Below are 25,109 nucleotides of genomic sequence, written 5' to 3'. Positions count from 1 at the left end.
AAGTTTATGTAAGCGTCAACATAAAAAACAGAAAATAAGGAATGTTCTAGTTGTTTGTTTAGTTTGTAATATAAGTGCAGAGTAAGCTTTTTAAGTATTTAAAAATAAATAATTGACTTTTTTCTTAAAATTCAATATGTTCATAAAAACATCTGTTTTTCATAAGTATAATTAACCCGAATCGTTTGTAATGTGGGAAGGAGACTGGAACGTTGAAAACATTAGAACTACAAGAGCGCTTAACGGAGATTTTTCAGCATTTACACGAAAACCCTGAAGTAAGTTGGAAAGAATATGAAACGACAGCGTATATTACTGACTTTTTAAAAGAAGAAGGAATTTCATATAGAACATTTGATGATTGTCCAGGTGTAATTGCTGAGATTGGAGGCGGGAATCCAGTTATTGCGATTCGTGCTGATATGGATGCACTTTGGCAAGAAGTAAATGGAGAATTTAAAGCGAACCATTCATGTGGCCATGATGCTCATATGACCATTGTAATGGGACTTATTTTACAATTGAAAAATATGAGATGGAAAAGTGGTACGGTTAGATTTATTTTTCAGCCGGCAGAAGAGAAGGGGAATGGTGCTTTGAAGATGGTGGAGAAAGGTGCTGTAGATGATGCTGATTTCTTATTTGGCGTCCATCTAAGACCAATTGAAGAACTATCTTTGAAACAAGCAGCCCCATCTATTCGCCATGGAGCAGCAGGATTTTTAGAGGGTATGATTCATGGGGAGGATGCACACGGGGCAAGACCACACCAAGGTGTGAATGCAATTGATGTCATTTCCATGATTAATATCGGTTTGAAAAATATTTGGCTGCCACCGCAAAGTTCCTATTCAGTAAAAATGACGAGATGCCAAGCAGGTGGTGATAATTTAAATATCATTCCGGGAAATGGTCATTTCAGTTTAGATGTAAGAGCTGAGAGTAATATACTATTAGAAGAATTAAAGAAAAAGATTGAGCATGTAATAGAATCAGCTGCATCGATGGGGTCGAAAACTTCATATGAATGGATGGATCTTGCACCAGGAGCAGAGGTTTCCGAAGAAGCAGAGCGCTTTATGCGTAAAGGTATTCTCGAAGTGTATGGGGAAGAGAGATGCACAGGGCCTCTCTATACGACAGGAAGCGATGATTTCCATTACTATACAGTGAAAAGACCACATTTAAAAGCTGTCATGCTTGGACTAGGAGCAGACCTACAACCTGGATTACACCATCCGTATATGAGGTTTGATCATAGTTGTATTATGGATGGGGTAGAAATATTGAAACAAACTGTATTGAAAGTGTTAGAAGACAGGGGCTAGAGAGCTCCTGTTTTTTTGTCGTGAATTGTCGGCAAATCGATATATTTGAAAAATCGTTGATATATTTTGAGTTATGATAGATATATTGGGAAAATCGTTGATATATTTGAAGTTATGATAGATATATTGAGAAAATCGTTGATATAATTTCACGTACCTATTAATTTGATGAAAAATGAGCCTCCAGTACATGGTGTATAATAATAAGTACCATTTTTTAATAGGAGAAAACGAATGAACGAACAATATTACGATGCAGTTTTACATATAAAAACAGTCGGTGAGCAAAAAGGGTTTAACAAGTCTATGCATTATCATCGCTATGAACCGACACCGTATAGCGGGTTAGATGAGTTATTGAATCAATATGAAATACGAAGTAGCGACCGAATTGTAGACTTTGGGTGCGGAAAAGGGCGATTAAACTTTTATATGCATCATAAATGTGGTGCTTCAGCAGTTGGAATTGAAATGAATGAAGAGTTTTATAAAGAAGCGATGGATAATCGAGATCGTTATGCACGAAAGGCACGAAACAGTAAGGGGAAAATTCAATTCCAATGTTGTTTAGCGCAGGAATATGAGATTGATCCACATGATAATAGGTTTTATTTCTTTAATCCATTTTCTGTGCAAGTGTTTATGAATGTAGTAAATAACATTTTGCTTTCAGTAGAAGAAACGGGGAGAGAAGTGGATATTATTTTATATTATCCTTCTGAGGACTATATTTTCTTCTTAGAAAATCAGACTGCGTTTGAGCTGAAGAAAGAAGTTAGATTGCCAGGTGCTTATGAGAAGAATGGGAATGAGAGGTTTTTAGTTTATACATTAGGGTAATAAAAAAACAGGTGCCAAGGCACCTGTTTTTTTATTAGTTACGGATTAAGTAATCAAATGCACCTAAAGCTGCGTTTGCACCTGAACCCATAGAGATGATGATTTGTTTGTACGGATTATTTGTACAGTCACCTGCAGCAAACACTCCTGGTAAGTTTGTAGCGCCGTGCTTGTCTGTTACGATTTCACCGCGAACGCGTTCAACTGTTTCGCCTAACCAGTCTGTGTTTGGTACAAGACCGATTTGTACGAATACACCTTGTAATTCAACGTGATGAACTTCTTCAGTTTCACGATCGATGTAAGAAATACCGTTTACTTTATCAGTACCAGTGATTTCTTTCGTTTGAACGTTTTTCAGAACAGTTACGTTTGGTAAGCTGTTAAGACGCTCTTGTAATACAGCATCAGCTTTTAATTCTGGCATGAATTCAAGAACAGTTACGTGCTTAACGATACCTGCTAAGTCGATAGCTGCTTCAATACCAGAGTTACCTCCGCCGATAACTGCTACGTCTTTTCCAGTGAATAATGGACCGTCACAGTGTGGGCAATATGCTACACCTTTATTTTTGAACTCAGCTTCACCTGGTACGCCAACATTACGCCAGCGAGCACCTGTAGAAACGATTACGCTCTTACTTTTCAGAATAGCGCCGTTTTCAAGTTCCACTTCAATAAGTTCTTTTTTCTCTAAACGTTTCGCACGTTGTAGATTCATTACATCGATGTCGTATTCTTTTACGTGCTCTTCAAGGCTTGCTACTAGCTTAGGACCTTCAGTCTTTTTCACGCTGATGAAGTTCTCAATGCCCATAGTATCCATTACTTGACCACCGAAGCGCTCAGCAACGATACCAGTGCGGATGCCTTTACGTGCTGCGTAAATTGCTGCACTTGCACCAGCAGGGCCGCCACCAACAACAAGAACATCGTATGGATCTTTATCAGAAAGCTCTGATGCATCTGGACCGTTACCCATTTTAGCTAAAATTTCTTCAAGTGTCATACGACCGCTTCCGAAAGATTCGCCGTTTAGGTAAACAGTTGGTACTGCCATAATGTCTTTGCTTTCTACTTCCTCTTTGAATGCAGCGCCATCAATCATAGTATGTGTAATACCAGGGTTAAGAACGCTCATTACGTTAAGAGCTTGTACAACATCAGGACAGTTATGACAACTTAGGCTGATATAAGATTCAAAATGATATTCGCCTTGAATGCTTTTAATTTGATCGATTAATTTTTGTTCAACTTTTGGAGCGCGTCCACTTACTTGTAGTAAAGCTAACACTAATGATGTAAATTCGTGTCCTAATGGAATACCAGCGAATACGACACCAGTGTTTTCACCAGGGCGATTTACGCTAAAGCTTGGTGTTCTCTCTAATTCAACTTTTTCTACTGTAATCTTAGATGACATAGTAGCTAATTCGTCTACTAGAGCTAACATATCTTTAGATACGTTATCGTCTCCTGCGCTTACTTTAAGTAAAATATCGTTCTCCATTAATTGAAGGTATTGGGATAGTTGTGTTTTTATATCTGCATCTAGTATCATTTTGATCGAACTCCTTAGATTTTGCCTACAAGGTCAAGGCTTGGTTTAAGTGTTGCAGAACCCTCTTGCCATTTAGCTGGGCAAACTTCACCTGGGTTGTTACGTACGTATTGAGCAGCTTTAATTTTGTTAACAAGAATGCTTGCGTCACGGCCGATACCGTCAGCATTGATTTCCATAGATTGGATAACGCCGTCTGGATCGATGATGAATGTACCACGAGCAGCAAGACCTTCTTCTTCCATTAAAACGTTGAAGTTTGTAGTGATTGTGCGAGTTGGGTCACCAATCATGATGTACTCGATTTTGCCGATAGTTTCTGAGCTATCATGCCATGCTTTGTGAGTGAAGTGAGTGTCTGTAGATACAGAGTATACTTCAACGCCTAAGTCTTTTAGAGTTGCGTATTGGTTTTGTAAGTCTTCAAGTTCAGTTGGGCAAACGAATGTGAAGTCAGCTGGGTAGAAACAAACTACACTCCATTTTCCTTTTAAACTTTCGTCAGTAACTTGGATAAATTCTCCATTATGGTAAGCATTAGCTTTAAACGGTTTTACTTCTGTGCCGATTAATAACATGTTAAAATTCCTCCTAAATGTTGGTTTTGAGCATCAAAAAATAGTGTGCTCATAAAATATATTTTTTAATTAACTATAATAATTCTAATTCGATATTAATTATCATATAGAAGTGGTTATTTTGTCAAGAGAATAAACCAACTTTATACCAATTTAATTAATATTTATTCTCAATTAAGACTAACAGGGAATGGAAAGGTAATTTTAAGTCTATAAATTTTAGATGAGTAGTTGAAAGTTTAGTGTGTATGTTAGAGATAGTGTGTAAGTTTAATTTCTTAGGAAGGAGATATTTCTTAGAAGTTGTGGTTTTGAAAAGGAACTGCTTACTTCTATTTTACAAAGAATTTTGTGATAAATAAAATAAAATGAATCGGAAATTTTTTGAACAATTTTTGTCATCTCAAATATATAATTAGGAAGTATATTACGATAATAGTTAGAAACATTGACTCAAAGTGCTAACAAGATATAATAAAACCTAGATATACATTTCAAAAGAAGATCATATATTTTAGGATGAAAGATTTAATCCTATTATTTTTTATAGCTTTTAGAAAACGCTTACAATTAGTGTGGAGGGGAAACCATGTCTAAGTTCATGAAGTATTTTTTAATGGAAGCTAACGATGTGATTGCATATGTGAAAGAGAAATTATCTAAGTTTGAACATGCAAAGGGGTTACAGTGTAAAGAAATAGGTGATGGCAATTTAAATTATGTGTTCCGCGTTTGGGATGAAAAAGAGAACATGTCTGTCATCGTAAAGCAAGCTGGGGATACAGCTCGCATTTCAGATGAGTTTAAGTTGTCGACGAATCGTATTCGTATAGAATCAGATGTTTTGCAGTTAGAGGATGAGTTAGCACCTGGACTTGTTCCTAAGGTGTATTTATTTGATAGTGTGATGAATTGTTGCGTAATGGAAGATTTATCGGATCACACAATATTACGTACAGCACTTATAAATCATCAAATATTTCCGAGGCTTGCTGACGACTTAACTACTTTTATGGTAAATACACTTTTATTAACATCGGATGTTGTAATGAATCATAAAGAGAAGAAGGAACTTGTGAAGAATTATATAAATCCTGAATTATGTGAGATTACAGAGGACCTCGTATATTCAGAACCATTTACAAATCATAATAAGCGTAATGAGTTATTTCAGTTAAATGAGGGATGGATTAGGGAACATATTTATAGTGATAAAGAGCTTCGTATGGAAGTAGCGAAACGTAAATTTTCTTTTATGACGAATGCACAGGCATTACTTCATGGTGATTTACATACTGGTTCTGTTTTTGTAAGAGATGATTCTACAAAGGTTATTGATCCTGAGTTTGCTTTTTATGGACCTATGGGATATGACGTTGGGAATGTAATGGCGAATTTAATGTTTGCTTGGGTGAATGCAGATGCAACGATGTCACCTGGAGCTGAGAAAGATACGTATATGGATTGGTTACAAACTACGATGGTAGAGGTAATTGATTTATTTAAGCAGAAGTTTTTAGGTGCTTGGGATATTCATGTGACCGAGATTATGGCGAAGGAAGAAGGCTTTAGCGAAGTCTATTTGCAATCTGTATTAGAGGATACAGCTGCAGTGACAGGTCTGGAATTAATTCGCCGTATTGTTGGGTTAGCGAAAGTAAAAGATATTACTTGTATTGGGAATGAGGAAGCACGTGCTAGAGCGGAGCGAATTTGTCTTCAAGTAGCGAAGGGTTTTATTTTACGAGCGAATCAATATAGAACGGGCACAAGTTTTGTAGAAACGTTAAAAGAACAGTCAATGCACTACGCGAAGTAAGGGGAGAATATGATGGAAGAGCAATTAATACCAATTCAGTGGAAAGATGATGCTTTAGTTTTGTTAGATCAAACGTTATTACCAAATGAAATTGTCTATGAATCTTTTAAAACAGCTGAAAGTGTGTGGGATGCGATTCAAGTAATGAAAGTACGAGGTGCACCCGCGATTGGTGTTTCAGCTGCTTATGGAGTGTATTTAGGGATAAAGGAATTTGCTGAAAGTACGGAAGAAGGATTTATGGATGAAGTAAGAAAGGTATGTACATACTTGGCGACATCAAGACCGACTGCCGTAAATTTATTTTGGGCACTTGAAAGAATGGAAAGTGTAGCGACAGATAATATTCATTTATCAATCTCACAGCTGAAAAATAGATTACTAGAAGAGGCAAAAGAGATTCATAGAGAAGATGAAGAAATTAACCGTCAAATTGGAGAACATGCATTAACATTATTCCATGATGGAATGGGAGTATTAACACATTGTAATGCTGGTGCGTTAGCGACAACTAAGTATGGTACCGCGACAGCTCCCATGTACTTAGCGAAAGAAAAAGGATGGGACTTAAAAATCTATTCTGATGAAACACGCCCTAGATTACAAGGTTCAACGTTAACAGCATTAGAACTGCAGCGAGCAGGCATTGACGTTACTGTTATTACAGATAATATGGCAGCTATGGTCATGTCACAAGGGAAGATTGATGCGGTAATTGTTGGATGTGATCGTGTGGCAGCAAATGGTGATGTAGCAAATAAAATTGGCACGTTAGGCGTATCTATTTTAGCTAAGTACTACAACATTCCGTTTTATGTAGCAGCGCCAACACCGACAATTGATTTAAAGACATCGACAGGAAAAGAAATTCCGATTGAAGAAAGAGATGCTTCTGAAGTGATTAATCGCTTCGGAAAATATTCAGCTCCGAAAGAAAGTAAAGTATATAATCCAGCATTTGATGTTACTCCACATGAAAATGTAACAGCGATTATTACAGAAAAAGGGATTGTAAAGGCACCGTTTACGGAGAATTTAAAAAAGCTATTTCAATAAGTAGATAAATGTAAAAGTCAGTCATCATAAGCTTCATACTTAGGGGGATGTATATGTTATTACAAAAAGAAAGAGAAGAAATTGTAGCGTATGGAAAGAAAATGATTTCTAGTGGTTTAACAAAGGGAACGGGCGGTAATATTAGTATCTTTAATCGTGAACAAGGTCTTGTTGCGATTAGCCCAAGTGGTTTAGAGTATTATGAAACAAAGCCTGAAGATGTAGTTATATTAAACCTAGATGGTGAAGTAGTAGAAGGAGAGAGAAAACCATCAAGTGAATTAGATATGCACCTTATTTACTATAGGAAGCGTGAAGATATAAATGCGCTTGTGCATACACACTCTCCTTACGCGAAGACGATTGCATCATTAGGATGGGAGCTTCCTGCTGTATCGTATTTAATTGCTTTCGCAGGACCGAATGTGCGCTGTGCACCGTATGAAACATTTGGTACGAAGCAATTAGCGGAGGCTGCTTTTGAAGGCATGATTGATCGCCGTGCTGTTTTACTTGCAAATCACGGTTTAATTGCTGGTGCAAATAATATAAAAATGGCGTTTACTGTTGCAGAAGAGATTGAGTTTTGTGCTCAAATTTATTATCAAACGAAAAGCATTGGGGAACCAAAGCTATTGCCAGAAGATGAGATGGAGAATTTGGCGAAGAAGTTTGAAGGGTATGGGCAGCAGTAGAATGAAACAAAAACACCCTCAAGAAATCTTGAGGGTGTTTTTTAAGCTTTTTTAAGCAACAAATACATAAAGTAAGGAGCCCCAATTAAAGCAACGACAATACCTGCTGGAATGCCATTAGGATCAACGATATTTCGTCCGATTGTATCTGCTAATAATAATAGCCATCCGCCGATTAAAAGGGCGATAGGCATGAAGATTTGATGTCTTGGACCTACTAAAGATTTCGCGATATGAGGAGCCATTAATCCGATAAAGCTAATTCCTCCTGTTACGGAAACAGCTGCGGCTGCAAGTGCAACGGCTGCAACTAATAAGTACCTGCGTTCTTTTTCAATTTCAATTCCAACGCCAATTGCGACTGGTTCGTTTAATGCTAAAATGTTTAATCGATTTGCTTTATAGAAAACAAACGGAATGAATACGATTAACCATGGGAGCATTGCTAAAACGAAAATCCAGTCATCTCCCCAAATATTTCCGGCAATCCATTTTGAGATAAAGTCCACTTTCATACGATCAGCGGATGAAATAAGGACAATCATCGCTCCAGATAGTGCAAATGCAAAACCGATACCAGTTAATGTTAATCGTATTGGTTGAAGTCCAGTTGATTTACTATATGAAAACACGTAAATTAGAACAGCTGTCAGAAATGCCCCAATAAATCCAACGACAGGTAGTAAGTAAAGAAATGAACCTACGTCTATTGGAAAGTATAAAAAGAAAATAGCAACAGCAACACCAGCCCCAGAGTTAATACCAAGAATACCAGGTTCAGCTAAATCATTTCGGGTAATTCCTTGCAGAATAGCCCCTGATAAAGCGAGAGCCATACCAGCTAATAATGTAATGACAATTCTAGGTAGTCTTAAAGAGTATAAAACAAACTCCTCTTTAAAAGTCCCTTGCCCCATTAATGTTGGGAGTAGTCGATCATAAGATAAAGATGCTGAACCAAGTCCCATTCCAACTACAATGGTTGTGATGATTACTATAAGTAAAGCGAGTATAATGAGACGCTGTTTTCTTAAAATAGATTGCATCATGAGAATGTTTTTCCTCCTTTACGTACAATGAATAGGAAGAATGGTAACCCTACAATCGCGACAATTGCCGCAACTGGTGTTTCGTATGGAGCGTTAATAGTACGTCCGATTGTATCTGCAAGTAGCATAAAGGATGCTCCAGCAATTGCTGACATCGGTATAACAAATCGGTAATCTGGACCGACAATTGGGCGTACCATGTGAGGTACCATTAAGCCGATGAATGCCATATTTCCAACAAGAGCTACAGATGCACCTGCAAGTAAGATAATAATGATAAATAAAATAGTTTTAATAACAATAATTTTTTGACCTAGTCCAATAGCCACTTCCTCACTGAAACTAAGAACTGTCAATTTTTTTGCTAGTAAGATAGCGATAAAGATACTAATTGAAATGACCGGAATAATAATTTTTAATTGGCTCCAAGTTGTTCCAATTACGCCCCCAGCAGTCCAAAGTGATACATCTTGTGAAATTTTAAAGTAAATGCCGATTCCTTCTGAAATTGCGAGTAGAAATGCTGAAACTGCAGCGCCCGCTAATACAATTCGAAGAGGAGAAAGGCCGCCTTTTTTCACCATACCAATTCCAAATACCATAATTGCGCCAATTGCAGCACCGATAAAGCAAGCTAATGTTAAGTAAAGATAGCTGATGGAAGGGTTGAAAGCAAGTGTCAGTGCAAGCGCAGCATTTGCTCCACCAGATAGCCCTAATAATCCAGGATCCGCAAGTGGATTTCGTGTTAATCCTTGCATAATTGCCCCAGAAACGGCTAATCCAGCTCCTACAAAAATAGCAGCAACTTCACGTGGTAAACGTATTTCTCGAATAATAGATATTTTGTCTCCTTTAGCGGAGGAAGTGAGTGCTAACCATACATCTTTTATCGAAGTATCTGCAGCACCTAATACCATTGCAACCATAAAAATAAGAAAGAATGCAATTAAGCTTAAAATTAGTTTGTATGTAAAAGCTATAGAACGTGGATTGTCATGATCTTTTGTCATTCGTTTCACATCTTTTCTGTTCATAGAATAAAGGAAGAGGAATTCTTAAATTAAGAATTCCTCATGTTTGTATTATTTACCAAGAAAGCTCTTCTTGAAGAAGTCTAGTTGGAAATCTAATGTAAGTGGATCATTGAAATAGAATTCCATCATGTTTGCTTCATATACGCGATTATTTTTTACTGCTGGGATGTTTTTATATGATTCTGTCTCTTGGAATGAGTTATCAGTATCTTTGTTTTTACTTACGATTAAGTAATCACCAGCAAATTCAGGTAATACCTCAGTAGATAATGCGTAGTAACCTTCTTTTAATGCTTTCTCTTTTACTTTTTCAGGCATTTTTAATTTCATTTCTTGGTACAGGATTTCTGTTCCACGGCCCCAGTTCTCGCCGTATACATAAAGCTGTTTGTTGAAGTTTTCTACAACAGAAACTGTTGCATCTTCACCGATTTTTACTTTAATTTCTTTACCAGCTTCTTGTGCACGTTTCTTGAAGTCATCAACCCAAGTTTTTGCTTCTTTTTCTTTATTTAATAACTTACCGATTTCTAAATGCTGTGTTAAGTAATCAACTTTTCCGTAAGTGTATGTTACAGTAGGCGCGATTTTCTTTAACTTATCGACATTTTTAACATTTGATAAACCGATGATTAAATCTGGATTTAGTTCAGCGATTTTTTCAACATTTTCATCAGATACTTCAGCAACATCTTTAAGTTTGCTATCAAAACGTGGGTTTTGTTTAGACCATGAATCTACCCCAACAAGATTTACACCTAATGACATTACGTTACCAGCGAATGATGATAATACAACAACGCGTTTTGGATTTGCAGGAACTTCTACTTTTTTACCATCTTCAGATTGGTATGTAATTGTTTCTGATTTGCTACCTTTTGCATCGTTCTTTTTGTCTGTAGAGCTATTGCTACAAGCGCTCATAACAAGAACGAAAAGGACTGTTAGTGAAATAAATAACTTTTTCATCGTCTTTCTCCTTTAACATAGATGATATGTGTATACAATAATTTGTTTAACTGCAATCTTTTTGAAATAGTAGTGGTAATGCAAAATAATTTATTAAAAATCTTGAATATGAGATTTTATAATATAGTAATAACCATATTAACGAAAGAAGATGTAATCTCAAATTTGCTAATTATTAACAAAATGATAATGATTATCACTATTGATTCTTTAAATAATATAATTTTATATAGGTGTATTGTCAATAGTAATTTTGATTGTAAATTTTGCGGAAACAGGTTATATTTTATTGAGAATGATAATCAACGATTAATAGCTGAGGAGTGAGCACGAATGAATCGAGAAGAATTGTTTGATGTAACCGTGATAGGCGGAGGACCTGCAGGGCTTTATTCAGCTTTTTATAGTGGACTCAGAGAAATGAGAACGAAAATAATAGAATTTCAACCACATTTAGGTGGAAAAATACATGTGTATCCGGAAAAAATGATTTGGGATGTAGGAGGACTATTGCCAGTTACAGGTGATAAGTTAATTGAACAACTTGTACAGCAAGGGTTAACATTTAAGCCGGAAGTTGTATTAGATACAAAAGTAGAATCGATTATTCGTAATCAAGATGGTACTTTTACATTAAAAACAAGTACTGGCGAAGAACACTTTTCAAAAACAGTTATCGTCGCAACAGGAAGTGGTATATTGAAACCGCAAAAGTTATCTATTGAAGGTGCTGAGCGATTTGAAGTATCGAATTTAAATTATACAGTTAAATCTTTAAAGCGTTTCAAAGGTAAAACAGTTATTATTTCCGGTGGAGGCAATTCTGCTGTTGATTGGGCAAATGAATTGGAACCAATTGCGAAAAAAGTGTATGTAACTTATAGAAAAGAAGAATTATCTGGTCATGAAGCACAAGTAAAACAACTTATGAACAGCTCAGCGGAGTGTTTCTTTAATACATCGATTACAAAATTAATTGCCGGTGATAATCATGAAGCGATCGAATATGTAGAATTAACAAATCATGAAACAGGTGAGGTTTCTCATTTACCTATTGATGAAGTTATTATTAATCATGGATATGAACGCGACATTACATTATTAGAAAATAGTGAGTTAGACGTTGCAATTATAGATAATTATTATATTGCAGGTAATGCAAATAGTGAGTCTTCAGTAGATGGATTATATGCTGCTGGAGATATTTTAAAGCACGAAGGGAAACTACACTTAATTGCAGGTGCATTCCAAGATGCTGGAAATGCTGTGAATAAAGCAAAACAATTTATCCAACCAGATGCAAGTGAGTACGGAATGGTTTCTTCTCATAATGAAGTATTTAAGAAGAGAAATCGCGAACTGATTAAGCAGATGATGAAATAATAAGGAACAAGTATACCCCCACGTATTTCTCTATTCAAGTGAATGAGAGATGTACGTGGGGGTTTTCCTGTTTACTATATTTTCTATCATTATAATGACACCGGTTTCATCAGTTCATATGATATGAACATTTTATTGGTAAAGCATCCTAGAAAACAATTTAGCTATGTTTTGCTTACACAGAACATGGCTAAATTACGCTGTCCCTTTAGCGCGTTTATTAGGAAATGGCATATTTAGTATAGAAGCAATATACTGTTTTCCGTGTTTTCGAGCCAATGATTCTAATATTTGACGGACGCGTTTTGTAAGATGACCTTGTTTTTGGATGGCTTCACAATATGCGTCATAGAAGGCATATTTAGCCCAAAGGAAATCATCTTGTTGGAATAAGAAATGATTTTTGTACCATTCACCAATTGTATGATAACAATTGTTTTCATGTATTGCTGTGCTTTGAGAAAGAAAACGATCAGATAAAGATACATTCAAATGAGAAATTGTGTTTTCTGTTTCAACTTGCAGTGTTTTTTCTAACATTGTAATGATGTGACGAGTAGCCATATGTTAACTCTCCTTTGTGTAAATGGGTAATACCATTCTATATTTAAAAAATTCTTACTATATAATACTATACAATATATGGAATGCATCTACCTGCTTTTGAACTGCATTTACAAAATCTTTTTATTTGTTTACAAAAATAAAGTAAAGTAAGATACAGTATAGATGAAAAAATAATAAAGGAATGAACGCATTGTATATAACAATAGAAGAGACTGCGGAGTATTTGAATTTACCAAAATCGTATATTGAAGAGTTAATTCAGCAAAAGAAAATTCGTGCGCTATTCGATGGAGAGCAATATTTAGTAAATAAAGAACAATTCAATACGCATTTAGAACAAATGGAGAAATATAAGCAATTAGTGGAAGAAATATTGAACGAACCAATTCCAGAAGATATGGATGTTAAAGACGAAGATTAAACTATGGGAAATCCCTTGTGAAGATATGCAGAAATGTATCTTCATAAGGGATTTTTTGTTTGAAGATATCAAAAACATAAGGAGTTCTTAGCCTTTCTTCAAATTTTGATAGGTAGTAGTCTACCATGTTAAAAGCATATTTTTTTCTAGCTAGGACAAACATAGAGAACGTAACCTGTACAGATACATATACTATCAGTGCAAAAGCTTATAAATTAATGGAAGGGGTTTTCTCGTGAGTTTATTTCATTGTGATTTTTTGAAAGACTTAATTGGATCTTTTGTGAGAGTAAACAGGGGTGGTCCAGAATCTCAAAAAGGAACAATAATATCAGTATGTCAGGACTACTTCGTATTGAAGAATGAAAAAGGTGAGCTTTATTACTATCAACTTAAACATCTAAAAAGTATTACAAAAAATGCGAAAGAATGTGGATCAAGTGATTGTGAGTGGGAAGATTGCGCCTGTGCAGAAGATTTTGAAGCACTACTTGAAAGTTTCAAATATTGCTGGGTGAAAATTAATCGCGGCGGTCCAGAGAAAGTGGAAGGCATTTTGCAAGATGTTTCTTGTGACTTCGTAACATTAATCGTAAAAGAAGAAATTATATTAATTGCAATAAAGCATATTAAAAGTGTTAACTATAATGCTTTAGCATGCGGAGAGAGCGATGAGAGCGACGATAGTAAGGAAAGTAGCGATAATTCAGGTCGTGCTCGTGCACAAAGACAATCAAGTAGAGGAAGATAATAAGAAAGGGGGATACGAAATTGGAGAATGTATTATGCTGTGACCAAATTAAATGTTTAGTTGGTGAGACTGTAAAAGTAAACCTTCGTGGACCAGAAAGTCGAGTTGGTGAGCTCGTATCGTTAGGAAAAGATTATCTAACGTTACAGTTACCTCATGGTGAATTAGTATATTATCAGTTGAAACATGTGAAGAGTCTAGTGAAGAAAGTGAAAGAAAGTAAATGTGGCGATTGCTATAGTTCATGTTTCTGCTCTGATGAGGATACTTTTTTAGATATATTAAAAGACTTGAAGTATAAGTGGGTAAAAATTAATCGTGGCGGTCCAGAGTGTGTGGAAGGTTTATTAAGTGAGGTACACCATGGCTGTATTACACTAGTAAACGGTGATGAAGTTATTTATGTAATTAAGTCTCATATTAAGAGTGTGAGTCAAGTAGTTAAATGTAAAAAGAATGAAGATGAATAATGTTTAATAAATAAGAGGGGCATTATGAGGGAAAGAGAAGAACAATTTCTTATTTCGATAGTATGAAAAGGAATTACTTACTATTAAAACAGAACTTTGCCCTGATTATTTTTTTAGAAATGGAAGACAGATAAGAAGAAATTCGTAGGAAGGAGGATATAGATGAATGAGTTAAACAAAAGTATTGGAGAAAATATATATGTTAAATTAATCGGTGAAAAAGATTTAAAGGTATATTAATTGATGTAGGAAATGATATCGTTGTTCTTTACAATGGACAAGACTACGTATATATATCTTTATATCATGTACAATATTATAAGTTTTAAGATCAAATGATGAAGAAATCTCAAAACCAGATGTGGATTCTGTAATTAAGAGAGAGTCTCCTTCAATTTCTTTGAGGAAAGTATTAAGTACATCTAAAGGGATTTTTACGGAAATTTATGTAGCCGGAAATGCTCCAATACATGGTTATGTTACAAGTGTGATGAACGATTATATTGTTTTTTATAGTCCAGTTTATAAAACTGTATATATATCTTTAAAACACTTGAAATGGTTAATTCCGTATAAAGAAAATCAAGTGCCTTATGCCCTCAATAAAAATGAACTCCCCGTGAATCCGTTAAATATTACGTTAGCTCGAACGTTTGAAGAACAGCTTATTAAAATGGCTGGGAAAATTATGGTGTTTGATTTAGGTGAGGAGTCCAATAAAATTGGAAAAATGGCGAAAATTGATGAAGGTCATATTGAAATATCAAAAGCACGTGATGCGAAAATGTATGTAAATATTCAACATGTAAAATCTGTCCATTGTCCGTAAGCTAGTTGAAAGGGCTGGCTTTTTCTTTTATATGCAGAAGAAAAGGTCGAGCCTATTTGTTTTAGTTTAATTTGGAGATGAGGGGAAAATGAATTGAATATAAGCATAGTATAGTGTGATTTTTTAAAAGGTAACTTTGCACTAACTTATAAACATTGTGTACGAGCTATCTTATTATATATTCAATTTATTTTTTGAGGAGGAGCTGCTCAACTAATTTATTAAAGGGGTTTTGTTTGTGGAGCAGTTTCCGAATTCGTTATCAATTACATTGCTTGGTAGTGCTGGTGGAGCAGCAAAAGCAGTTTTAGCAATTTTAAATCAAGCGATAGCAAATGAAAAAGATCCAATTTATGAAGTATTAAAGAATGCCAAATTTCATTTGGTGGATATAAAACAAAAAGATAGGACTTATTATGATGAGTTGTTTTCGAATCTGAAAGGTCAATTATATTTATATGAAATAAACCTTCAAAATGTAGTGGAATTTAAACAACATTTAAAAGAAAAAAGAACGAGTGTTGTGATTGATGTTTCAGGGGCAGATACAATTAGAGTATTAAGCTGCTGTAATGAACTAGGAATTTGTTATATTAACTCAGCCTTGGAAAATGAGGCAGTAGATCAGGACGATAGCTTAATTGGCTTTCAGCTTACGGAAAGATATACAAGGTTTGAGAAGGAGAAAGAGAAATTTACAAATACAAAAGCGATTATAGGTTCAGGTATGAATCCAGGTGTTGTTCAATGGATGGTTGTTGAACTTATGAAGGAACGACCAAATGAAAGGCCAAGAGCATGTTATATTGTAGAACATGACACGTCATTTTTGAATGATACAGCACTTATAAAGCCACATACACTTTATGCTTCATGGGCAGTAGAGCGATTTTTAGATGAAGCAATCTGGAGTTATCCGATGTATATGAGCCATCATCGTCCTCTTTACTTTTATGAAGATGTATATGCTTCAGAGTATAAAGTGAAGTTAGGAGAAAAAGAATTCTATGGTTGTTTAATGCCACATGAGGAAGTATTAATTTTAGGGAAAAACTTTAATATGGAAGTTGGTTTTCTTTACCGAATTAATGAGTATACAACAAATATAATTAGACAGAACTTAGATCAAGTAGAAGATTTATGGAACTGGAATCGTAAAGTGTTTAATCCAGCGGAAGAAGAGGTTGCTGGAGAGGACTTGGTCGGTGTGTTACTCGTTTATGAAAATAGTGAGACATATATGTATAATGTGATGAATAGTAGCCAAGTTTTTCGTAAATATAAAACGAATGCAACGTATTTTCAGGTAGGGTGCGGGATTTATGCGGGCTTGTCCAGTTTACTTTTAGATCAATTTGAACAAGGTGCTTATTACGTTGAGGAGTTGTTATTAAATACAGAAAGTAAGTACGGTGAGTATTTAAATTTATATATGAAGGATTTTGTAATAGGGCATAATAATTTTACGGATGGATTGTTACATGACAGGGTAAGATGGATGTAAGTTGTTACCAAAAGGAAGGAGAGATCTCCTTCCTTTCAGTATTATAAGGTTAAATATTGCCCTGAAAGCAATTTCATACTTATACTTTAAGGAGATAACAATGAAAGTTTTTTGTATCGATCAAGGGGAGTTTTTATATGAATAAATACAAGAGCTTGATTTATGAAGAAAGAAGAGCCTTAAAGGTATTTATATTATTATTTTATATTATATTCTTTTTATATGACGCTATATATTATTTTGTATATCCTGCTATGAATATTAGTGGAACAGCGGTAGGTTGGCCAGAAGGTAGTCTTGGGATAGGTGTGCCTATATTTGTAATAGCATTATTTCCTATTTCTATATATCTTCAAAAAAGAGGGTATGTATATTCTGTAAAATATTTATTTTTATTTGGGTACATGTTTATCAATCTTGTGAATAATTTAATGATTTATTTGCGAACGGATAGACCTTTTGAACATGGCAGTATGGTAGAAATGTTATTAATTTTATTTGCCCCGGTTTTCGTGAATAGAAAATACTTTTATTTAGTGTCCTTTAGTGTAATTGGAAAGTACGTATTTTTCACATTGCTATTACAAGATTTAAAAGTGATAATTCCACTTGTTTTATGTGTATTTTATTTCATTATTTCACATTCTTTATTAAAACGATTTCAATCTTATGTAAGAACAGTGGTTGAAATGATGAACAATATGAAAGAGACGGAAAATTTAGCTGTGATTGGGACTATGTCTACAACAATTGCTCATGAAATTCGAAATCCGTTAACAGCGTTAAAAGGGTTTACGCAAATGCAAAAAGAAAGAAATCCAACTGATACGATGAGCTACGACATTATGCTACAAGAAATTGAAAGAGTCAATGGATTTGTTAGTGAATTGATGTTGTTAGGAAAACCAAAGCCAACAAATTATGAAAGGTGTAATATACGAGACATCCTTCTATATGTTGTGCATCTAATGGAAAGTTATGCAACGCAATATAGAGTTAAATGTCATTTACAAGTAGATGGGAATTTACCGGCTATAAACGGTGATGATAAGCAATTAAAACAAGTGTTATTAAATATCATTAAAAATGGAATAGAATCAATGCCAGAGGGTGGAGAAATTCATATCCGTGCATATCAAAAAACGCAAGGACATTTGTGTATTTCTGTTGAAGACCAAGGATTTGGTATAGAGAATGAGAAGTTAGAAAAAATTGGCAAGGCGTTTTACACAACAAAGGAGACTGGTACAGGACTTGGATTAATGATTACATATAAAATTATTAAGGAACATCAAGGGAGTATCACGATCCAAAGTAGTGTAGGAGTAGGAACGAAAGTAGAAATTTTTTTGCCGACCTTTTAATGTATTGGGAGAAAAGATTTTTCAGAAAAGTGTTCTTGTTGTGTAAATATAAACATTTTATAAAATGTTTCAAGAAGGGTTTTTTTTATAAAATACTTCGTTTATAATGGAGGAAAATATCGACATGAGATTGATTGCTCATGTAGCGGTTCAGTAGTGTTATGAAAAGATAAGAAGGGGTGCACACGCATCCTTTTTTCTATGCAGATATTATGAAAGAGGTGGTATGATGGAATTAACATTAAATTCGACTGTATGTTTACACACGATTCAATTTCGAAAAGAGCAAAAGAATTATATTGTAAAAGATACAATTACAGGAGAAAAATATGAAATGCCGCCACTTTGGATTGATGCATTGGCAATGATGCGTGACGGTTTTTTATTGGGGGAAATTGAGGAGAAATTAAAAGAAGAGTATCCATCCGAAGAAGTGAATATGTTAGCATTCACGAGGCAACTGTTAGAACTAGAACTTGTTGAAATGGTAGATGGAGAAGAGATAGCTTGCACAAAGAAGAAAGAGATAGATTGTTTAGCTTGGGTGCGTCCTCGTGTGGAACAATTCTTTCTTAATTTAAATAGAAAATATAGAAGCAAAGACCAGTAGTGGCCTTTGCTTTTTTTATAGGCTATGTTTAAAAAATAACAGCAAATGCTCTTGCGAAAGCACCGTCACTATTTTTAATTTTTAAAGGTGCTGCTGAGAAAAAGAAACGTTTTGCTTCGATAGCATCTAGATTTGTTAAGTTTTCAATTAAGTAAATATCATTCCCTAGTAATATGTGATGAATCGGTGATGTTTCTGTTGTGACTTCATCAGGAGAAATGAAATCTAAACCGATAGATTTTACTTTTAATCGCACTAGTTCTTTAGCTAATTCTTCAGAAAGATAAAATGCTTCCTTCTCATAAGCTTCTGTATTCCATTTTGTGGATAGATTAGAATGAAAAATAACAATATCACCTTCTTTTATGTCAGTATTATGCAATACTGTCTTAGGTAATTTTCGCTCTTGAATATGTGTTACATCTATAAGAACAGCTTCACCTACAAATTGATCCAGCGGTAATTGATCGATGGTCGTTGCGCCTGAAATAAAATGCGCAGGAGCATCACAATGCGTGCCAACATGAACGACAGAATGAAAATCTGTAACTTGATATCCTGATTCTTCAACACTTGTAACAGCTTCTAGTTGTATTTTAGGTGTTCCAGGAAATTGAGACATATTATTTTCAAATGTTTGTGATAAATCAATTACTTTCATTTTACATACCTCCAATATATGTTTTTCAAATAATAAAAAGCTCATCCTTCAGTATCAAGAAAGATGAGCTTTACATGCTAGTTGAGTTTTATCTTCCAAAATGCATTGCATTTTGCAGGAATTAGCACCTATTCAGTTTGTATAAACTGAGGTTGCTGGGCTTCAAAGGGCCGGTCCCTCTGCCTCTCTTGATAAAGAAGTATTCAGTTTTTAAAATCGGAATTTTCCGATAGTTAAATTGTAATTCATTTCCTTTTTGCGTGCAATACAAAATAGGTATTCACCCAAATAAAGCTGCTCGCATATTGTAGCTTATGTAAATAGAATGCTGCGAAGGAGTGAGTGCAGTGACAGGAAATGTATTAAATTATTATGCTGGTGGTAATACAGCTAGGGGATTTCACAATTTATACGAAGAGAATTTAAAAGGATTAGACAGATTATTTATCTTAAAGGGTGGCCCAGGAACGGGAAAATCTTCTTTAATAAAGGCAATAGGTCGTGAATGGATTGAAAAAGGATATGATATTGAATTTTTACATTGTTCTTCTGATAATAAATCGGTTGATGGTGTAATTATCCCAAAATTAAAAGTAGGAATTGTTGATGGGACATCGCCGCATGTTATTGAGCCAAAAATGCCAGGAGTTGTTGAAGAGTATATAAATTTAGGAATTGCTTGGGACTCAGATAAACTAAGAAAGCAGAAGTTAGAAATTGAAAGATTTGTTTCAGAAGCAAGCAAAGCTTTTCAGTCTGCTTACGCACGTTTTAAAGAGGCATTGGTTATACATGATGAGTGGGAGAAGATATATATTGATAATATAGATTTTAATAAAGCAAATGAACTAACCAATCAGCTAATCCAGAAATTATTTGCAGATAAAAGCGGGAGACAATCGCTTGTAAAACATCGTTTTTTAGGAGCTGCTACACCGAAAGGAGCAGTTGATTTTGTTCCTAATTTAACAGAAGGGTTACCACATCGTTATTTTATAAAAGGGCGCCCAGGCTCTGGAAAATCAACGATGCTCAAAAAGTTAGCTAAGGCAGCTGAAGAAAAAGGGTTTGAAGTTGAAGTATATCATTGCGGATTTGACCCGAATAGTCTTGATATGGTTATCGTAAGAGAATTAGGCTTTGCAATTTTTGATAGCACCGCACCACATGAATATTTTCCAAGTCGCGAGGGTGATGAAATTATTGATATGTATGCCCTTATTGTTACGCCAGGGACGGATGAGAAATATGCGAAGGAAATTCGTGATGTCTCCATTCAATATAAAGCAAAAATGAATGAGGCGATGTCTTTCTTAGCGAAAGCAAAATCGGTTCGTGATAAATTAGAACGAATTTATATTGCTGCTATGGATTTTTCAATAGTAGATGCATATAAAGAGGAGATTCAAAAAGAGTTTGAACGAATTGCTGCTACTGTAATTGAACAGCAACAATAGACGTTTCATTAGGCTGTCAGTAATTTCTGACAGTTTTTTTAGTATGTAGTAAAATTAATAGTGTATTGTCGAATTTCCAAGGAAATAATCAAAAAATGGAGATGTTATGAAATGAGAGAGAAAATCGAGTTGGAGTTAGAAAGAATTGAAAAAGAGAATGATGTAAAAATTTTATTTGCGGTGGAATCAGGGAGTCGTGCTTGGGGGTTTCCATCGAAAGATAGCGATTATGATGTTAGGTTTGTTTATATACATCCGGTAGAATGGTATTTATCAATTCATGACAAACGAGATGTAATTGAGTATCCAATTAGTGATGATTTAGATATAAGTGGTTGGGATATTAAAAAGGCGTTGCAACTATTCGCGAAGTCGAATCCTGCTTTACTTGAGTGGATTCGATCACCAATTTTTTATTCGAAAAACTCTAATTTTCCAGAACTACTTCAACAGATGAGTGAGAAGAATTTTGATCCAAAAGCAACGATATATCATTATTTACATATGGCTTCGAAAAATTATCGTGAATTTTTGCAAGGTGAGAATGTAAAGCTGAAAAAGTACTTTTATGTATTACGTCCCATTTTAGCTTGTAAGTGGCTAGAAGAGAAAACGACTTTACCTCCTGTAGAATTTGATCGATTAATTACAGAATTATCATTAGAACGTAGCGTATTAGATGAAATTGAAAAGTTGTTAATAAAGAAAAAAGCAGGTACTGAATTAGATGTTGGATTGAAAATTAAGGTGTTAAATCAATTTTTAGAAGAACAAATTCATTACTATCAGCAATATGTAAAAGGAATTGAAAAGGGATCAGGAATCGATATTGAGAGTTTAAATACATTGTTTCGAGATATGTTGTTTGAAGCATATGAAAAAGAGCACAAGTAAGTTTGTGCTCTTTTTATTTTGTAGGAATGAAGAAAACAGATATAGCTGCGATAAGACCTGCAAAGGAGAATAAGTAAAAATTCCATGCTAAGTCATATTGCATTGTCATAATAATACCGACGAGAATTGGGCCAGCAATTGCACCAACTCGGCCAAGCCCCAGTCCCCAGCCTAAGGAGGTAGCTCGGATATGTGATGGGAAGTATTGTGTTACATATGCATTTAATATTTGAGTAATACCGACTGATCCAATACCAGCAAGGCCAATTAAAAGATAAATGATTGTAACAGATGGTTTGATTGTTAATAGTCCGATACATATGGCTGCCATAAGATAAGAGATGCTAATAACAATTTTTGCTCCTATACGATCAGCAATTGCTCCAGCGAATAGTGCGCCGATAGCTGCGGTAATATTTAGCATAAGTAGAAATGACAGACTAGACCCAAGAGGATATCCTGCCTGGCGCATCATCTGTGGTAACCAAGTGTTTAAACCATATATTAAAAACATTCCCATTATATAAGTGATCCAAAAAAGTAGCGTTGCTTTTATGTATTCTTTTGAGAATAAAGTAAAAAATCCATTTTTCTTTCGTATAGTAGATGGGTCTTGATGAGTTTTATCTTTTACATGAAATTCAATTTGAAAACGATTAAGAATTTGGTTCACTTCTTCTTGGCGATTACGTGATAATAAAAATTGAATGGACTCGGGTAAATAGCGAATAATGAAAGGAATGAGGAGTAGTGGAATCATTCCGATACCAAACATAATTCTCCATCCGAAATCTTCTAACATAAGCATGGACAAAATAGCACCTAACACGATACCTAAAGGATAGCCAGTAAACATAAGAGCATAAATAAAAGATTGCCTTTTTTTTGGTGAATATTCAACAGTAAGTGCTGAAGCTGTTGGGATAACACCGCCTAATCCGATTCCTCCTATAAATCGAGATAATCCAAATAACTCAGGAGAAGGAGCGATAGCCGCTAAACCCATTGTGATAGAAAAAAGTGCTAAACAGCATATAAGCGTCCATTTACGCCCAATTAGATCTGTAATCGTTCCAACTAGAATAGCCCCAATAAACATCCCAAATAAAGCATAGCTTGCAATTGTACCAGCATGCGCTGGTGATAGCGCCCAGCTTTTGTCTTCTAGGAGCTTTGGTAGAACGGCACCGTAAATACCTAAATCATATCCATCAGCTAAAATGGCTAGCCAACAAATAAAAACAACAAGTTTTGTAATAGAGCTTGGAAAGATAGTTTCTGTAGATTCTAGATGAGGTGGAGCTGAAGGTTGCATAATATTCACCCCTTTTAATTTGTAGATGAATATATTATTTTATTTAATGTTAATATTTTCCTCCTTGTGTCGAATTTTATCTGAAAAGGGTTTATAACAAATAAAGAAGTTCAACAGTAATTTTGTTGAACTTCTTTATTTGTTTACTCATTATCAACTCGTTTTAACGGTTGATCTGCTGGGCCTTCAAGAACGTCTCCCTCAATTGAAAAACGAGAACCATGGCAAGGGCAATCCCAAGTACAATCACCATTATTCCATTCAACTTCACAGCCGAGATGTGTACAAGTTGTATCGACGATATGTAATTTTCCTTCTTTGTCCTTATAAGCACCTGCTCGTTTACCGTTAACATGTACGACAGATCCTTCACCAACTTCGAGATCTTCTGGCTTACGTAATGCGGTTTCAATCTTTCCTGCAATTAAATGTTTCGCAACATCAATGTTTTGGGAGAGGAACGTTTTTATATCTGGATTTGCATGGAAGCGTGATGGTGCATACAGTTCTTTATAGGGACTGTGAACTTTTAGGATGGAGTCCTTCAGTAGGTGAGCGGCAGCAGTTCCAGTTGTCATTCCCCATTTGCGATATCCAGTTGCAACAAATATATTTGGATTTCTTTCGTTAATATGTCCGATATAAGGAAGCTTATCTAGAGTAATTAAATCTTGTGCTGACCATCTATAAGGAACTTCATCTATTCCAAAAGTGGCTTCAGCAAAAGAATAGAGTGCTTCATAATGAAGCATCGTATTTATTCCCTGACCTGTTTTATGACTCTCTCCGCCAATCAAAATTAATTTTTCTCCATTGTTTGTTATATAGCGTAAGGAGCGCTTTGGATCATCAATACTTAAATACATGCCACCTGGATACTCCGTTTTTGCTTTTATTGCAAGAGCGTAGGAGCGTTCTGCGTACATTCGCGTAAAGAAAAAGCTATTCGCATCATAAAAAGGAAAATGTGAACAAGAGACGACATATTCACAAGTGATATGATGGCCCTCTTTTGTAATTATTTGTGAATAATCGCCCTTTTCCACATCCATAGCTGTTGTTTGTTCGTAGACCTTTCCGCCCATCTCCACAAACTTTTCTAAAAGTGTTTTTAAATAAAGAAGGGGATGGAATTGTGCTTGATTTTTCATTACAAGCGCAGATTGTACTGGAATAGGAATCGATAGAGATTGAACATAGTCACAAGGCATATTTAATTTTTGATAAGCTTCATATTCTTTCGATAAATTTCTTAATCCGTTATCAGTAGTTGTATATAAATATGAATCTTCATTTGAGAAATTACAGTCGATTTTATATGTTTGAACAGTTTTATTTATGAATTGTAGAGCCTGATTATTTGATTCATAGTAAAGCCGGGCCTTTTCTACACCGAAATGATTTATTAATTCATCATAAATAAGATCATGTTGTGCTGTTACTTTCGCTGTTGTATGCCCAGTCGTTCCATTTAAAATACGACCAGAATCAATTAAAACAACATCGATGCCTTCTTTTGCAAGTAAATAGGCAGTAGTAATACCTGTAATACCAGCACCGATAATAGCAACTTTCGTCTTTATATTTTCGGATAAACGAGGGAAAGTAGGAAACTGAGTAGATTCAATCCAATAAGATAGCGGCAGTTGTGGAAATGTATCACTTGTCATTGCGGAAACCTCCTGATTTTAGAACAATTTTCCTTTTAATATTTCCATATTATATGAAATTCATGTGTGTTGTTTTAGAAGTAGTCTATTTTTATTAAAAGAGGTTATAAATTATTTTAATATAATTAATTAGGTGGGGCATTATGATGTAGTAGGATTTATATAAAACTAAATTCAAGTGATTCTGTTTGTTGATTACATAGGAGTTATTGAATGAGATAGAGTCTATGGCGTTTAAGAAAATGTCTATATATAGTGGGTAAATCCTTATGGAATCTATA

The 25,109-nt window shown here is 34.9% G+C and carries 23 protein-coding genes, 1 pseudogene and 1 riboswitch; of the genes and pseudogenes, 15 read left to right on the top strand and 9 right to left on the bottom strand.

From position 1 onward, the window contains the following. Nucleotides 1-212 precede the first annotated feature (212 nt). On the top strand, nt 213-1,328 hold the full coding sequence (locus IQ781_RS13680; RefSeq protein WP_000853516.1) for a M20 peptidase aminoacylase family protein: 1,116 nt from the start codon (nt 213-215) through the stop codon (nt 1,326-1,328). 234 nt (nt 1,329-1,562) lie between these two features. After that, nucleotides 1,563-2,168 (top strand): SAM-dependent methyltransferase, encoded by a 606-nt coding sequence (locus IQ781_RS13675; RefSeq protein WP_001005626.1) that lies wholly within the window; start codon nt 1,563-1,565, stop codon nt 2,166-2,168. A gap of 34 nt (nt 2,169-2,202) precedes the next feature. Here the strand turns inward: IQ781_RS13675 and ahpF are convergent, their stop codons facing one another. Continuing rightward, on the bottom strand, nt 2,203-3,729 hold the full coding sequence (gene ahpF, locus IQ781_RS13670; RefSeq protein ID WP_050229007.1) for an alkyl hydroperoxide reductase subunit F: 1,527 nt from the start codon (nt 3,727-3,729) through the stop codon (nt 2,203-2,205). Between the two features lie 14 nt (nt 3,730-3,743). Continuing rightward, nucleotides 3,744-4,307, bottom strand: coding sequence for an alkyl hydroperoxide reductase subunit C (gene ahpC / locus IQ781_RS13665; RefSeq protein ID WP_000924420.1), 564 nt, complete (start codon nt 4,305-4,307; stop codon nt 3,744-3,746). Nucleotides 4,308-4,896: 589 nt separating this feature from the next. On the opposite strand from ahpC, the gene mtnK reads away from it, so the two are divergent. Genes mtnK through IQ781_RS13650 form a run of 3 tightly spaced genes read left to right on the top strand, consistent with a single transcriptional unit; the run spans nt 4,897 to nt 7,877 of the window. Next, nucleotides 4,897-6,126 carry an S-methyl-5-thioribose kinase gene (mtnK, locus tag IQ781_RS13660; RefSeq protein ID WP_050229082.1) on the top strand — a complete coding sequence of 410 codons (1,230 nt, stop codon included), beginning with the start codon at nt 4,897-4,899 and terminating at the stop codon, nt 6,124-6,126. A gap of 9 nt (nt 6,127-6,135) precedes the next feature. After that, complete coding sequence (gene mtnA, locus IQ781_RS13655) at nt 6,136-7,182, top strand: S-methyl-5-thioribose-1-phosphate isomerase (protein WP_002025237.1); 1,047 nt, start codon at nt 6,136-6,138, stop codon at nt 7,180-7,182. Between the two features lie 53 nt (nt 7,183-7,235). Beyond that, a complete protein-coding gene (locus IQ781_RS13650) occupies nt 7,236-7,877 on the top strand; it encodes an L-fuculose-phosphate aldolase (protein WP_000926557.1) in 642 nt (213 codons plus the stop codon). A 41-nt stretch (nt 7,878-7,918) separates the two neighbouring features. On the opposite strand, the gene IQ781_RS13645 is transcribed toward IQ781_RS13650, so the two are convergent. The 3 genes from IQ781_RS13645 to IQ781_RS13635 are packed head-to-tail and all read right to left on the bottom strand — an operon-like array spanning nt 7,919 to nt 10,932. Continuing rightward, nucleotides 7,919-8,926 carry a FecCD family ABC transporter permease gene (locus IQ781_RS13645; protein WP_000983751.1) on the bottom strand — a complete coding sequence of 336 codons (1,008 nt, stop codon included), beginning with the start codon at nt 8,924-8,926 and terminating at the stop codon, nt 7,919-7,921. After that, a complete protein-coding gene (locus tag IQ781_RS13640; protein ID WP_002025239.1) occupies nt 8,923-9,963 on the bottom strand; it encodes a FecCD family ABC transporter permease in 1,041 nt (346 codons plus the stop codon). Before IQ781_RS13640 ends, IQ781_RS13645 begins: the two co-directional genes overlap by 4 nt. A 48-nt stretch (nt 9,964-10,011) precedes the next feature. After that, the gene (locus tag IQ781_RS13635) at nt 10,012-10,932 is read right to left on the bottom strand and encodes an iron-hydroxamate ABC transporter substrate-binding protein (protein ID WP_139847031.1); all 921 of its coding nucleotides are present in this window, start codon (nt 10,930-10,932) and stop codon (nt 10,012-10,014) included. Between the two features lie 333 nt (nt 10,933-11,265). On the opposite strand from IQ781_RS13635, the gene IQ781_RS13630 reads away from it, so the two are divergent. Then, nucleotides 11,266-12,315, top strand: coding sequence for an NAD(P)/FAD-dependent oxidoreductase (locus IQ781_RS13630; protein WP_001078299.1), 1,050 nt, complete (start codon nt 11,266-11,268; stop codon nt 12,313-12,315). A 195-nt stretch (nt 12,316-12,510) separates the two neighbouring features. On the opposite strand, the gene IQ781_RS13625 is transcribed toward IQ781_RS13630, so the two are convergent. Continuing rightward, nucleotides 12,511-12,879 carry a hypothetical protein gene (locus tag IQ781_RS13625; protein WP_000235476.1) on the bottom strand — a complete coding sequence of 123 codons (369 nt, stop codon included), beginning with the start codon at nt 12,877-12,879 and terminating at the stop codon, nt 12,511-12,513. Between the two features lie 184 nt (nt 12,880-13,063). Between IQ781_RS13625 and IQ781_RS13620 the strand changes: the two genes are divergently transcribed. From IQ781_RS13620 to IQ781_RS13590, 7 genes and pseudogenes are all read left to right on the top strand, one after another. Next, complete coding sequence (locus tag IQ781_RS13620) at nt 13,064-13,303, top strand: helix-turn-helix domain-containing protein (protein ID WP_002025240.1); 240 nt, start codon at nt 13,064-13,066, stop codon at nt 13,301-13,303. Between the two features lie 235 nt (nt 13,304-13,538). Continuing rightward, a complete protein-coding gene (locus IQ781_RS13615) occupies nt 13,539-14,054 on the top strand; it encodes a spore coat protein B (RefSeq protein WP_000051525.1) in 516 nt (171 codons plus the stop codon). A gap of 20 nt (nt 14,055-14,074) precedes the next feature. Beyond that, nucleotides 14,075-14,524 carry a spore coat protein B gene (locus tag IQ781_RS13610; RefSeq protein ID WP_000432509.1) on the top strand — a complete coding sequence of 150 codons (450 nt, stop codon included), beginning with the start codon at nt 14,075-14,077 and terminating at the stop codon, nt 14,522-14,524. A 162-nt stretch (nt 14,525-14,686) separates the two neighbouring features. After that, nucleotides 14,687-15,353, top strand: a pseudogene (locus IQ781_RS13605) (LSm family protein). Nucleotides 15,354-15,591: 238 nt separating this feature from the next. Continuing rightward, entirely contained in the window at nt 15,592-16,857 is a 1,266-nt protein-coding gene (locus IQ781_RS13600; protein WP_000434719.1) for a hypothetical protein, read from the top strand. A 137-nt stretch (nt 16,858-16,994) separates the two neighbouring features. Further along, nucleotides 16,995-18,221: an ATP-binding protein gene (locus tag IQ781_RS13595; RefSeq protein WP_001046103.1), complete on the top strand. Its 1,227-nt coding sequence runs from the start codon at nt 16,995-16,997 to the stop codon at nt 18,219-18,221. A gap of 229 nt (nt 18,222-18,450) precedes the next feature. Next, nucleotides 18,451-18,831, top strand: a complete 381-nt coding sequence (locus IQ781_RS13590; protein ID WP_000424116.1) for a hypothetical protein — start codon at nt 18,451-18,453, stop codon at nt 18,829-18,831. 28 nt (nt 18,832-18,859) lie between these two features. On the opposite strand, the gene IQ781_RS13585 is transcribed toward IQ781_RS13590, so the two are convergent. Continuing rightward, nucleotides 18,860-19,492, bottom strand: coding sequence for a cyclase family protein (locus IQ781_RS13585; RefSeq protein ID WP_006926178.1), 633 nt, complete (start codon nt 19,490-19,492; stop codon nt 18,860-18,862). An 85-nt stretch (nt 19,493-19,577) separates the two neighbouring features. Beyond that, nucleotides 19,578-19,690, bottom strand: a riboswitch (SAM riboswitch). Nucleotides 19,691-19,839: 149 nt separating this feature from the next. Here IQ781_RS13585 and IQ781_RS13580 point away from each other — a divergent pair. Both IQ781_RS13580 and IQ781_RS13575 read left to right on the top strand, forming a co-directional pair. Next, nucleotides 19,840-20,949 carry a PRK06851 family protein gene (locus IQ781_RS13580; protein ID WP_017657398.1) on the top strand — a complete coding sequence of 370 codons (1,110 nt, stop codon included), beginning with the start codon at nt 19,840-19,842 and terminating at the stop codon, nt 20,947-20,949. A 111-nt stretch (nt 20,950-21,060) separates the two neighbouring features. Next, a complete protein-coding gene (locus IQ781_RS13575) occupies nt 21,061-21,843 on the top strand; it encodes a nucleotidyltransferase domain-containing protein (protein ID WP_001208237.1) in 783 nt (260 codons plus the stop codon). Between the two features lie 13 nt (nt 21,844-21,856). Here IQ781_RS13575 and IQ781_RS13570 read toward each other — a convergent pair whose 3' ends face one another. Together IQ781_RS13570 and IQ781_RS13565 are read right to left on the bottom strand one after the other, a co-directional pair. Beyond that, complete coding sequence (locus IQ781_RS13570) at nt 21,857-23,158, bottom strand: MFS transporter (protein ID WP_001183082.1); 1,302 nt, start codon at nt 23,156-23,158, stop codon at nt 21,857-21,859. A 143-nt stretch (nt 23,159-23,301) separates the two neighbouring features. Further along, nucleotides 23,302-24,828: an FAD-dependent oxidoreductase gene (locus IQ781_RS13565; protein WP_139847033.1), complete on the bottom strand. Its 1,527-nt coding sequence runs from the start codon at nt 24,826-24,828 to the stop codon at nt 23,302-23,304. Between the last annotated feature and the right edge of the window lie 281 nt (nt 24,829-25,109).

The sequence above is a fragment of the Bacillus sp. N447-1 genome (genome assembly GCF_022701035.1).
Classification (GTDB): domain Bacteria; phylum Bacillota; class Bacilli; order Bacillales; family Bacillaceae_G; genus Bacillus_A; species Bacillus_A cereus.
Note: the sequence above shows the minus strand (reverse complement) of the source record. Positions and strands in the feature narration are given on the sequence as shown.

Bases quoted from the DNA above. Each gene is read 5' to 3' on its own strand.
- IQ781_RS13585 (WP_006926178.1), bottom strand. From the start codon at position 19,492: ATGAAAGTAATTGATTTATCACAAACATTTGAAAATAATATGTCTCAA.
- IQ781_RS13625 (WP_000235476.1), bottom strand. From the start codon at position 12,879: ATGGCTACTCGTCACATCATTACAATGTTAGAAAAAACACTGCAAGTT.
- IQ781_RS13650 (WP_000926557.1), top strand. From the start codon at position 7,236: ATGTTATTACAAAAAGAAAGAGAAGAAATTGTAGCGTATGGAAAGAAA.
- ahpC (WP_000924420.1), bottom strand. From the start codon at position 4,307: ATGTTATTAATCGGCACAGAAGTAAAACCGTTTAAAGCTAATGCTTAC.
- IQ781_RS13640 (WP_002025239.1), bottom strand. From the start codon at position 9,963: ATGAACAGAAAAGATGTGAAACGAATGACAAAAGATCATGACAATCCA.
- IQ781_RS13575 (WP_001208237.1), top strand. From the start codon at position 21,061: ATGAGAGAGAAAATCGAGTTGGAGTTAGAAAGAATTGAAAAAGAGAAT.
- IQ781_RS13630 (WP_001078299.1), top strand. From the start codon at position 11,266: ATGAATCGAGAAGAATTGTTTGATGTAACCGTGATAGGCGGAGGACCT.
- mtnA (WP_002025237.1), top strand. From the start codon at position 6,136: ATGATGGAAGAGCAATTAATACCAATTCAGTGGAAAGATGATGCTTTA.
- IQ781_RS13590 (WP_000424116.1), top strand. From the start codon at position 18,451: ATGGAATTAACATTAAATTCGACTGTATGTTTACACACGATTCAATTT.
- IQ781_RS13635 (WP_139847031.1), bottom strand. From the start codon at position 10,932: ATGAAAAAGTTATTTATTTCACTAACAGTCCTTTTCGTTCTTGTTATG.
- IQ781_RS13645 (WP_000983751.1), bottom strand. From the start codon at position 8,926: ATGATGCAATCTATTTTAAGAAAACAGCGTCTCATTATACTCGCTTTA.
- IQ781_RS13570 (WP_001183082.1), bottom strand. From the start codon at position 23,158: ATGCAACCTTCAGCTCCACCTCATCTAGAATCTACAGAAACTATCTTT.
- ahpF (WP_050229007.1), bottom strand. From the start codon at position 3,729: ATGATACTAGATGCAGATATAAAAACACAACTATCCCAATACCTTCAA.
- IQ781_RS13565 (WP_139847033.1), bottom strand. From the start codon at position 24,828: ATGACAAGTGATACATTTCCACAACTGCCGCTATCTTATTGGATTGAA.
- IQ781_RS13620 (WP_002025240.1), top strand. From the start codon at position 13,064: ATGAACGCATTGTATATAACAATAGAAGAGACTGCGGAGTATTTGAAT.
- mtnK (WP_050229082.1), top strand. From the start codon at position 4,897: ATGTCTAAGTTCATGAAGTATTTTTTAATGGAAGCTAACGATGTGATT.
- IQ781_RS13675 (WP_001005626.1), top strand. From the start codon at position 1,563: ATGAACGAACAATATTACGATGCAGTTTTACATATAAAAACAGTCGGT.
- IQ781_RS13595 (WP_001046103.1), top strand. From the start codon at position 16,995: ATGAATAAATACAAGAGCTTGATTTATGAAGAAAGAAGAGCCTTAAAG.